This window comes from Mesorhizobium sp. M7A.F.Ca.CA.001.04.2.1 (genome assembly GCF_003998485.1).
In the GTDB taxonomy this organism is placed as follows: Bacteria; Pseudomonadota; Alphaproteobacteria; order Rhizobiales; family Rhizobiaceae; genus Mesorhizobium; species Mesorhizobium ciceri.
This window is the reverse complement of sequence record NZ_RZQT01000175.1, coordinates 1-10242: the sequence shown is the minus strand read 5'-3', so window position 1 is coordinate 10242 and position 10242 is coordinate 1. Positions and strand designations below refer to the sequence as shown.

Below are 10242 nucleotides of genomic sequence, written 5' to 3'. Positions count from 1 at the left end.
GCTCGGCAGAGGCCGCAGGTGCGTGCGCCATAGATCGACACCAATTGTCCGGGCAGCAGGCTGGAAACGCCGGGGCCAACCGCCTCGACCTCGCCGGAGGCCTCCGCGCCGACGACCAGCGGCAGCTTGCGCTTGGCGAAGGCCATGCCGCGCCAGCCCCAGACGTCGATATGGTTCAGCGCTACTGCCTTGATGCGCAGCGTGACTTCGCCGAGTGCCGGCGGTGGAGGAGGCGGCAGGTCCACCGTCTCAAGACGGCGGTCCTCTATAAGTTGCAATGCGCGCATGGGGCCTGTCGGTTCAGTCTGGCTGAAAAAGGTCGCTTAGACCGGTTCCCGCGCCATGACAAGGCAAGTGTTCTGGCCGCCGAAGCCGAAGGAGCTCGACAGAACGGTGCGGACCTCGGCGTTGCGCTTCTTGTTCGGCACCACGTCGAGCACGATCGCGGGGTCGGGATTGTCATAGTTGATGGTCGGCGGAATGACGCTTTCGCGCATCGTCATCAGCGAGAAAGCCGCCTCGACAGCGCCCGCCGCCGACAGCGTGTGACCGATCATCGATTTGTTCGACGAGACCGGCATAGAGCCGATCCGCTCGCCGAACACCGTCGACAGCGCCAGATGCTCCATCTTGTCGTTTTCGGGCGTCGAGGTGCCGTGGGCATTGACGTAGTCGATCTCGTCTTCACCCAGTCCGGCATCGACGAGGGCGGCGCGGACCGCGGCGATGGCCGGTGAAGCGTCCGGTTTGGAGCGGGTGCGGTGGAAGTCGTCGGCCTTCTCGCCGCAACCGCCCAGGACGCCGAGAATAGTCGCGCCGCGAGCCAATGCCGTCTCAAGCGATTCCAACACCAGCGCCCCGGATCCCTCGGCCAACACGAAGCCGTCGCGATCCCTGGAGAAGGGTTTCGACGCCTTTTCGGGGATGTCGTTGTGCGTGGAGAGCGCCGAAAGCAATGAGAAACGGATCAATGCCTCGGCGGTCGCGGAACCGTCCGCGCCGATCGACAGCGCACGGTCGCATTCGCCGCGTCGGATCGCCTCGACACCGAGCTGAATCGCGGTGGCGCCTGAAGCGCAAGCCGTCGACAGCGTGATCGGCAGACCACGCGTGCCAAGGCGATCGGCAAGGCGGCCGGCGATCGAACCGAACTGGGTGGTCTCGAAAATATCCAGCTCTTTCAAGCTACGCGCGACCCGAAGCAGTCTTTCGGCGGCGGTGTCATCCTTGTCCTTGTCAGAATTGTAGAGCGAGAAGCGCTCGGCCCAGTCGAGTTCGACTGGCGGCGATGCGAGGAAGAGCGGTCCGCCGAAATCGCTGGAATCAAGACCGGCTTCGCTCACCGCTTCTAAGCCCGCAAGCTCGGCTAGCTCATAGGTGAGTGGGCTGGCGCCCTTCGAGCTCGACGGCAGGAAATCGACCATGCCGGAGATGCGGGTGTTCAATTGATCGATGGGAAAGCGGGTGATCGGGTGAATGCCCGACTTGCCGGAGGTCAGTGCCGCCCAATTGTCTGATTTGCCGACGCCAAGCGAGGTCACCACGCCGATGCCGGTGACGGCGACGATCGGCCTGCCCATGTGATCTCTGAGATTGGCCATCCGGGAGCCCTCTTATCGTTGCAGCATGGGTCATGGAGCCGCGTTACGCGGCATTGACCAGCGCCATGCCCTCGAATTGGTGATAGCCGATCGCCGTTGCAAGGACGGATTGGGGAACGCCTTCGAACGGCGTCTCGGCTGCGGCATCAAAAACAGGATAGGCGGCCTTGCGGTCGACAGCGAGTGCCGCCAGTGCCACAGCGAAAGGAAACTGTGCTTCCTTCATGTGCCCGGTCAGCGTCGAGAAGCCACGCGCGGCGATCGCCGGATTGGCATCGAGCGCTGCCTTCTCGGCTGTTGTCGCCGCATGCGCCCCCGATGCGCCCGACAGGGTCAGCAATTTGCCGTTCGGCAATGCAGCCTGCTTGAGCAGTGCGGCGATCTCGGCGTCGAGTTCTCCCCGTGGCCGCCGGGCGCGGCCGGAGACGACCGGTCCAAGTTCTGCATAGATCTTGCGGCCGCGGCTCATCGCGTGTTCGCGCTGCTCCAGCACCAGGAAGGCGCCGCCGGAGCCGGTCACGACGCCACCGCCCTCAGTGCCCTGTCTTTGCCAAACCGGCTTCCATGGGCCGCGATGCAGATAGCCGGCGAGTTCATAGCCGAGCAGCATATCGGAATGTTCGGTCTGGAAGGCACCGCCGACCAGGATATGCGTCGACTGACCCGAGCGGATGCGTGCGGCGGCCGTTTCAACCGCGGCGACACCGGCACCTTCCTCGCCCATGAAGGTTCTGGACGAACCGGTGACCTTGTGGACGATGGAGATGTTGCCGGCGAGCAGGTTGGACAATTGGGCCAGAAACAGTGTCGGGCGCAATTCGGTGGTCAATTTCTCGTTGAGCAGTACATCGCGGTCATTGCGGCTTTCCGAAGCGGCGAGAATGGCGGCATCGACCGCCTCGTCGCGCTCGCCGCCGCCCGCCGCCACAACCATGTCCATGGTCGCGCAGAGTTCGTCATTGCCCTTGATGCCGGCGTCGTCCAGTGCAAGGCCGGCAGCATAGGTGCCGAGCCTTTGCCAGGTTTCCATCTGGCGCTGATCGCCACGCTTGGCGATCTGCAGGTTCCAGTCGATCTCAGGCAGCGGATGGACAGTATAGGGTGCAAAGCGCGTCGCTTCGAGCACCGGCTGCGGGCCCGGTTGCGCGAGCTTCTGCCAGTGGGCGTCAGGGCCTTCCCCCAGCGAGGAGACAAGGCCGATACCTGATATGACGACGTCGCGGGGGCTGCTCATGTGCGGCTTTGTGGGTCAGGCGGCAGAGCGCGTCAAGATCGTGCGCTTAACTGACGTCAGGCAGTCTTGGCGGCGACCAGAGCGTCGATCTTGGCGCACAGGTTCTTCATGACGAAGTAATCGTCGGTCGAAGCCTTGCCGTCATTGACCTCCTGGGTCCACTTTTCCAGCGGCACCTTGATGCCGAATTCCTTGTCGATGGCAAAGACGATGTCGAGGAAATCGAGGCTGTCTATGCCGAGATCGTCAATCGTATGGCTCTCGGGCGTGATGGTGTCGATATCGATCTCGCTGGTGTCGGCAATGATCTTGGCGACTTTGTCGAACGTGGTGGACAAGGGCTTTTCCTTCGGTTGCGGGCGGAATCTGTCCGCATCTTGTTTGGGCGCTGTCTAATCGGTTTTTTCCGGCAGGAAAAGGCCTGATACGCCGGGCGCAGATGGGTAGGGTTCCTTCGAAACGCAAGAAGGGCCGCCGGTTTACCCGGCGGCCCTTCTGTTGACGCGACGTCAGCCTTATTTCGATGCGTGTCGTTTTTCCAAAAGCGGAACACTTTTGGCGACATGCATCAGCTGTCGCGAAGCTTGACCAGATCGTTCAGCAGCCCGCCCGTTCCGTTGTGGACGGTCAGCCGCTCGACCTTGCCGGCGATGGTTTCCAGCGCCTCGAGCTCCTTCAGCCGCAGCATCACCGGGTTTTCCGCCATCACCCTGGCCGTGTTGAGGAGGGAACGGGTCGCGTTCGTCTCCTCGCGGCGACGGATGATGTTGGCCTCGGCCTGCTTTTCGGCCGACACCACCTGGTTGAGGATCTCGCGCATCTCGCCCGGCAGGATGACATCCTTGAGCGCGATATCGCTGACCTCCACGCCGATCTCGGCCATGTCGGCGCGGACCTTGGCTGCCGCTTCCTCATCGACCGTCACCTTCTTTTCGAGGATCTGATCGAGTGTCAGCGCGCCAAGCGTCTTGCGGAAGGCATATTGCAGGGCGCGGTAGAGGGCTTCGGAGAAGTCCTTCACCATGCTGACCGCCTTGACCGGATCGACGACCCGGTATTCGGCTGCGATGTTGACGCGGATCGTCACGCGATCCTTGGTCAGCACTTCCTGCCCGGCAACGTCGAGCGACTGGCGCTTGAGGTCGACGACCTTGATCTGCACCATGCGTCCGACGTTCCAGAAGCCATGCACGCCCGCCGTCAGCGTCCTGACCAGGACACCGTCGATGAACAGCAGTCCGGCCTGACCATCGACGACCGGATGGACGGACATCAATTCCGCCTTCCGGGCCTGGCCGAGCCGGCGCATGACCGCCGCATCGATGGCGAGATCGACTGACGTGTCGATCAGCGTCACCTTCCACGGGCCGGCATCCGTCCACAGCACGAGCTTGCGGTCCGGTGCCAGCACGGCGTGCAGATTGCCGTCACGCTCGATGACGGCGACATCCGTGCGCCCGGTGCGAACGACGGTGAAATGACGCGCGGCCACATCCGGGAGCTTGTCGAACAACGCCTTCTCGTATGCCGAAACGAATTCCGGGTTCTTCAGATCGTGCCGGGACACTTCAAGGCTGCCGCGCCGATTGGCGAGCCAGTGCTCGCCCGGCAGCAGGACAGTCTTGATTTCCCCCTTGTGGAGGGTGAGGGCACGTTCGTTTTCCTTTACGAGGACGCGCTCGCGCCCAAGAACCTTGTCGAGAATGGTCATTGTCTTACTCCTGTCGGGCATGGCCCCATGCGAGGCGTCAAGTCATGCGTCGATCGTTCCTTTCGTTTCTCGTTTCACGTCGTAGTCCGGGCACGAATGATCCGGGGACTGGTGGCATCAATCCGTGGCGGGCCTTCGGGAGCGGATCGCGGGGCAGCGAAGCGGGCGCCGAAGGCCTTGGCCTCCCTTGCCGGCGACGCTGCGCCTTGATCGTCACCGCGGACCTGGCCGCGAGCCGATGGCGAAAGACGCTTGGATGATCCGCGCCCGAGGGCTTGGGTCACCCGTGCAGTCTTTCACATTCCAGTCCCCGGACCGTTTTTCGGATGGCTTTTCAAGGCCAAATGGAGAAGGAATCGAACCTTCGACAGTCAGATTATAAGTCTGATGCTCTACCCAAACTGAGCTATCCGTGGTGCAAATGGCAGGAATCGAACCTGCGACCTCCGGACCCAAATCCGGCGCTCTTCCAGTTAAGCTACATCCGCGATCCCCAATCGCCAAAGCGGCGCCGTATACAGGGCGGCAAAGCCGCCTGCACGGGCGGATACGAAAGCTCCAACCGTTGTGCTCGCTTCGGTTTTCGTGACCGGGAGCGCGCCTATAGACCCTGCGACGGGTTGTCGCAAGCGGCATTGTCATGGCCAATTTGCGGCTTCTTGCAGCGGTGGCATTTCGGCAACACTGCTTCCGGCGTCAGCGATGGAGTGCTGCGTCTAAAAAGTTACCCGGCCGAGCACGCGCAGGCCATCGCCCTGCGGCTCGACGACCACGGCCTCGCCTTCGCGTGGCGAAACGCCGGTCAGTGCCACGATGTCTTCCAGATGGGTGACCATGACCAGATTGTCAGAGCCGGAATAGGCGCGGATTTCCTTCAGGATCGCGTCGAGCTGTGCTGCCTTCTCGGCCGGATCGCTCTTCAGGAGATCAAGCGGCGCAAACAACTCCGGCTCGGCCTCGAAAGCGATGCGCGCGGTGTCGAGGCAGCGGCAATAGCGACTGGACAGCACGCGCTCGATCGGTGCAGCACGCGCGGCAAACAGAGCGCCGATCTTGCTCGCCTGCTGCTTGCCACGCGCTGACAGGTTCACCTGGGTGGCGCAGCTGTCGATGTCGAAATTGGCCGGATCGGTGGTGCCGGTGACCATGGCATGACGCAGCAGCACGACATGCCCGCCATCGCGCAGCAGCGCCCAGCCTGCATCCGTGGCGTGCGCCACGCCGGGAACAACAAGCAGGAACAACGCCAAGGCAAATCGAATCATCCGCTATCCTTCTGCGGTTCCCGGCAAGGGGTTCCGGTGGCAGGACATATAGGGACGGTAAAGCCGGCCGAAAGACAAGGCGCGGTGGGCGAGAAGCGTAGACGGTGAGAGGGATGGCATGGTGTAGCCGGCTTCGGTAAAACCCTGCTTGGCGTTCTCGAAGAATCCGATCGCCTTTTGATATTCGGCCTTGCCGCCGCCATAGCTGGCCCGATTCCAGCTGACATCCCCGAGATTGTTCTGCGCGAAGGCCATTGCATCGGAAGGCTTCCCTGGTGAATACCTTCAGCGTCGCCGTGAATGCGGCCTCGATCGGTGACGCTGCGCGCGTCGCTTTTCGTCTCGGCAACTGCAAGCGCGGTCGCGGCAAGACAAAGCAGTGCGGCGACGAAAGCCGTCAGCCATGCCCGCTGCAAAAGACTGAGGTTCGAGAGTCGGACAAAGGCCATTTGTCGTTCGTGTCCGCCCTGATGATCCAAGCCCTCTATAACGCTGCCAGCCGACGATGATCAAATTCAGGCGCGATTGCGTCGCGGTCCTGGCTCGCCTATCACGGGAAACCCGCCCCTCACGGTAAAAATGTCTCCGCTCACCGAAACCGTTCTTTTCGTCTTCAGCCTTGTCGCGCTCGGCTACCTCGCCGGGCTCACCGGCTATCTGAAGCGGGCGAGCGGCGAGGGGATTTCGGAATTTGCCATCAACGTGGCGATGCCGCTGCTGCTGTTCCAGACGATGGTGAAGTCCGACTTCCACGGCGTGGCGCCTTGGCCGCTGTGGGGCGCTTACTTCACGGCGGTTGCAATGACATGGGCTGCCGGCCATCTGGTGACGACGCGGATTTTCGGGCGGGACGCACGCGCAGGCATCGTCGGTGGAGTGTCGTCGTCCTTCTCGAACGTGGTGCTGCTGGGCATTCCCTTCATTCTCGGCGTATTCGGGTCGAGGGGATTCGAAGTGCTGTCGCTGCTCGTTTCCGTGCATCTGCCGACCATGATGATGGCTTCGATCATCATGTTCGAGATATTTGGCCGCGGTGGCAGTGAGCCCGTACACCCGCTGCGCATCGTCCAGAGCTTTCTGAGAAGGCTGTTCACCAATCCCCTGATCATCGGTATCCTGGCCGGGCTGGCCTGGCGCCTAACCGGCGCGCCGCTGCCGAACCTTGCCACGCGGCTGGTCGATACGCTGGCTGACACTGCCGGGCCAGTGGCGCTGTTCGCCATGGGGCTCAGCCTGCGCCGTTTCGGCATATCGGGCAATGTCCGGCCGGCGTTGGCGCTTTCGGTGCTGAAGCTGTTCCTGATGCCGGCGCTGGTGCTGGTCTTCGTCTGGTTGCTCGGCATGCCGCCCTTGACGGCCAAGGTGGCGGTGATGGTGGCCGCGATGCCATCCGGCGTCAATTCCTATCTGATCGCGGTGCAGTTCAACACCGGCCAGGCGTTGGCGTCGAACCAGATGACCCTCGCCACGGCCTGCGCCGCCGTCACCACCGCGTTCTGGCTGACTGTTGTCTTGTACGTTTTCGGGTAAGGCATCGGTGTAAGCACGTCAGCCTGCTCTCGTCTCGCTCTGGCCCAAGCCCTATATGCCATCTTGCGATTGCTTGCGTGCCTTGCCCTCGGTAAAGAGCAGTGGCTCCGGCGTGCCGGCCTCAGTCCATGGCGCACGCGCACCGAAGATTTCACAGACCCGCCCGTCAGGGCGCCGAACGGAGGATAGCATGCTTCAGAAAACCAGCCATTTCATGCGGCAGGCCAATCTCATCAATGGCGAATGGGTGCAGGCCGACAGCGGCCAGACGGTCGACGTCAACAACCCGGCCACCGGTCTCAAGATCGGCACCGTGCCGAAGTCGGGCAAGGCCGAGACCCGCCGCGCCATCGAAGCCGCCGCGGAAGCTTTCAAGACCTGGCGCAAGACGACCGCGCTCGAGCGCTCGAAGCTGCTGCGCAAGCTGCACGACGCGATGATGGACAATCAGGACGTACTGGCCGAACTGCTGACCATCGAGCAGGGCAAGTCGCTGTTCGAATCGAAAGGGGAGATCGGCTCGGCCGCGTCCTACATATTGTGGTTCGCCGAGGAAGGTCGCCGCACCTATGGCGACGTCGTGCCGTCGCCATGGGCGGACCGCCGCATCCTGGTGACCAAGGAGCCGGTTGGCGTCATCGCCGCCATCACGCCGTGGAATTTTCCGTCCTCGATGCTGGCCCGCAAGCTCGGCCCGGCGCTCGCCGCCGGCTGCACCGCCGTGGTCAAGCCTGCGTCGCAGACGCCGTATTCGGGTCTCGCCTGGGGCGCGCTCGCAGAGGAAGTCGGTTTCCCCAAGGGCGTCGTCAACATCCTGACCGGTTCGGCCAGCGAGATCGGCGACGAGATCTGCGCCAATCCGCTGGTGTCGAAGATCACTTTCACCGGCTCGACCGAGGTCGGCAAGCTTCTCATCCAGAAGTCGTCGGTCACCGTCAAGAAGGTGTCGATGGAACTCGGCGGCAACGCGCCGTTCATCGTTTTCGACGACGCCGACCTCGAGCGTGCCGTCGCCGGCGCCATCACCGCCAAGTACCGCAATTCCGGCCAGACCTGCGTTTGCACCAACCGCTTCCTTGTCCAGGCAGGTGTCTATGACAAGTTCGTCGAGAAGCTCGCTGCCGCCAGCAACGCGCTGAAGGTCGGCTCCGGCCTCGAGGACGGCGTGCAGCAGGGGCCGCTGATCGACGAGAAGGCGGTCGAGAAGGTCGAGGAACTGATCGCCGACGCCACATCAAAGGGCGGCAAGATCGTTGCCGGCGGCAAGCGCCATGCGCTCGGCGGTTCGTTCTTCCAGCCGACGGTCATCGCCAACGCGACACCCAAGATGCGCTTCATGAAGGAAGAGATCTTTGGCCCGGTCGCACCGGTGTTCAAGTTCGAGACCGAAGAGGAAGCCGTCGCCCTCGCCAACGACACCGAATTCGGCCTTGCCTGCTACTTCTACACCGGTGACCTCGGCCGCGCCTTCCGAGTGATGGAAGGGCTGAAATACGGTATGGTCGGGGTCAATGAAGGCCTCATCACCACGCCGGAAGCGCCGTTCGGCGGCGTCAAGGAATCCGGCCTCGGCAAAGAAGGCGGGCATCAGGGCATCGAGGATTATCTCGACACCAAATATGTCTGCATCGGCGGCCTCGGCCTCTGATAGGCTATCCCTGAGATGGGGAGGCCGATGGCCTGCCCATCTCTCATGGAAAAACCAGCCGAAGTCTTCTGGATCAACTGGCATTTACGGGCATGGCGATGAAGGACGGCGAGGTTTTCGGCACGACGCAGGCTGGCGAGCAGGTGCGTCGCTTCACGATCAGGGGCGGCGGCATCACAGCCAACATCATCGGTCTGGGCGCGATCATCCAGGATTTGCGCCTGACCGGGCACGATGCTCCGCTGGTGCTCGGCTACGACAGTCTGGAAGGCTACGAGACGGATACGGCCTTCTTCGGTGCGGTCGTCGGCCGCTATGCCAACCGCATCCGCGACGGCCGCTTCACCATTGGCGGCAGCCGCTACCAGACCGAGCAAAACTTCCTCGACAAGCATACGCTGCATGGCGGCTCGCAAGGTTACTCCCACCGGGCGTGGACGGTTTCCTTGCATGGCAGGGATTTCGTCACGCTGACGCTGCACGATCCCGACGGCACGATGGGTTTTCCCGGCGCGCTCGACGTCACCTGCACCTACCGGCTGAAGATCCCCGGCACGCTCAGCGTCGAGCTGACCGCCACCTGCGAGGAGCCGACGCTGTGCAATCTCACCCAGCATTCCTATTTCAACCTGGATGATGGCGGCGCAGGCGACATTCTCGACCACAGGATGATGCTGAATGCCGGCGCCTACCTGCCGGTCGATGGCGACATGATCCCCACAGGCGTGGTCAAGCCGGTTGACGGCACGCCATTCGATTTCCGCCAGGCGCGGCCGCTGCGCATGGAAACCGAGGGTGATCAACTGCCCTACGACCAGAATTTCTGCCTTGCTTCGGCACGCGGGCCGCTCAAGCAGGCGGCATGGACGCAAGGCGCCAGTTCCGGTGTCGAGATGGAGGTCTGGACCACCGAGCCCGGCGTCCAGCTCTATACCGGCCAGTATGTGACGCCGCGCACCGGGCTGGAAGCGCGGAACTACAAGGCCTTTTGCGGCTTCTGCCTGGAGCCGCAGATTTGGCCGGACGCGCCGAACCGGCCTTATTTCCCGCAAGCAACGCTGTGGCCGGGCGCGATCTACCACCACGTCACGGAATACAGGTTCCGCCTGCCCTAGTTTTCCGACCTTAGAGCGTTTCACGTTTTGACGGAAGCGTACCCGGCTTTTGCGAAGTAGTTTTTGCATTCGGCTGCCTCGATGGTTTCGACGAGGTGGCCGATGTGGCGCCACGTGTCCTCGACGGTGCGTTTCTGA

General features: G+C 62.7%; 11 protein-coding genes, 2 tRNA genes and 1 pseudogene. 4 read left to right on the top strand and 10 right to left on the bottom strand.

Annotated features, from left to right (window positions below):
* The 9 genes from EN955_RS31380 to EN955_RS35720 form a co-directional block, all read right to left on the bottom strand.
* A partial coding sequence (locus tag EN955_RS31380) for an alcohol dehydrogenase catalytic domain-containing protein (protein ID WP_164769935.1) occupies nucleotides 1–287 on the bottom strand: 287 nt, incomplete at its 3' end.
* A gap of 36 nt (nucleotides 288–323) precedes the next feature.
* The gene (locus tag EN955_RS31375) at nucleotides 324–1601 is read right to left on the bottom strand and encodes a beta-ketoacyl-ACP synthase (RefSeq protein ID WP_013531223.1); all 1278 of its coding nucleotides are present in this window, start codon (nucleotides 1599–1601) and stop codon (nucleotides 324–326) included.
* 43 nt (nucleotides 1602–1644) lie between these two features.
* Nucleotides 1645–2835, bottom strand: a complete 1191-nt coding sequence (locus tag EN955_RS31370) for a beta-ketoacyl-ACP synthase (protein ID WP_024501277.1) — start codon at nucleotides 2833–2835, stop codon at nucleotides 1645–1647.
* 56 nt (nucleotides 2836–2891) lie between these two features.
* On the bottom strand, nucleotides 2892–3173 hold the full coding sequence (locus EN955_RS31365) for an acyl carrier protein (protein WP_010909964.1): 282 nt from the start codon (nucleotides 3171–3173) through the stop codon (nucleotides 2892–2894).
* Between the two features lie 230 nt (nucleotides 3174–3403).
* Nucleotides 3404–4546, bottom strand: coding sequence for a slipin family protein (locus EN955_RS31360; protein ID WP_024501276.1), 1143 nt, complete (start codon nucleotides 4544–4546; stop codon nucleotides 3404–3406).
* 345 nt (nucleotides 4547–4891) lie between these two features.
* Nucleotides 4892–4958, bottom strand: a tRNA-Ile gene (locus EN955_RS31355).
* A 1-nt stretch (nucleotide 4959) separates the two neighbouring features.
* Nucleotides 4960–5034, bottom strand: a tRNA-OTHER gene (locus EN955_RS31350).
* 228 nt (nucleotides 5035–5262) lie between these two features.
* Nucleotides 5263–5811 carry a histidine phosphatase family protein gene (locus EN955_RS31345; protein ID WP_024501275.1) on the bottom strand — a complete coding sequence of 183 codons (549 nt, stop codon included), beginning with the start codon at nucleotides 5809–5811 and terminating at the stop codon, nucleotides 5263–5265.
* A 3-nt stretch (nucleotides 5812–5814) separates the two neighbouring features.
* Entirely contained in the window at nucleotides 5815–6066 is a 252-nt protein-coding gene (locus EN955_RS35720; RefSeq protein WP_024501274.1) for a hypothetical protein, read from the bottom strand.
* A 20-nt stretch (nucleotides 6067–6086) separates the two neighbouring features.
* On the opposite strand from EN955_RS35720, the gene EN955_RS34965 reads away from it, so the two are divergent.
* The 4 genes from EN955_RS34965 (at nucleotide 6087) to EN955_RS31325 (ending at nucleotide 10104) form a co-directional block, all read left to right on the top strand.
* Nucleotides 6087–6320 carry a hypothetical protein gene (locus tag EN955_RS34965; protein ID WP_032898557.1) on the top strand — a complete coding sequence of 78 codons (234 nt, stop codon included), beginning with the start codon at nucleotides 6087–6089 and terminating at the stop codon, nucleotides 6318–6320.
* Nucleotides 6321–6390: 70 nt separating this feature from the next.
* The gene (locus EN955_RS31335; protein WP_024501272.1) at nucleotides 6391–7341 is read left to right on the top strand and encodes an AEC family transporter; all 951 of its coding nucleotides are present in this window, start codon (nucleotides 6391–6393) and stop codon (nucleotides 7339–7341) included.
* Between the two features lie 190 nt (nucleotides 7342–7531).
* Nucleotides 7532–8989 (top strand): NAD-dependent succinate-semialdehyde dehydrogenase, encoded by a 1458-nt coding sequence (locus EN955_RS31330; protein WP_013531228.1) that lies wholly within the window; start codon nucleotides 7532–7534, stop codon nucleotides 8987–8989.
* Between the two features lie 92 nt (nucleotides 8990–9081).
* On the top strand, nucleotides 9082–10104 hold the full coding sequence (locus tag EN955_RS31325) for an aldose epimerase family protein (RefSeq protein ID WP_024501271.1): 1023 nt from the start codon (nucleotides 9082–9084) through the stop codon (nucleotides 10102–10104).
* 20 nt (nucleotides 10105–10124) lie between these two features.
* On the opposite strand, the pseudogene EN955_RS35175 reads toward EN955_RS31325, so the two are convergent.
* A pseudogene (locus EN955_RS35175) lies at nucleotides 10125–10242 on the bottom strand (IS630 family transposase); the annotation flags it as partial.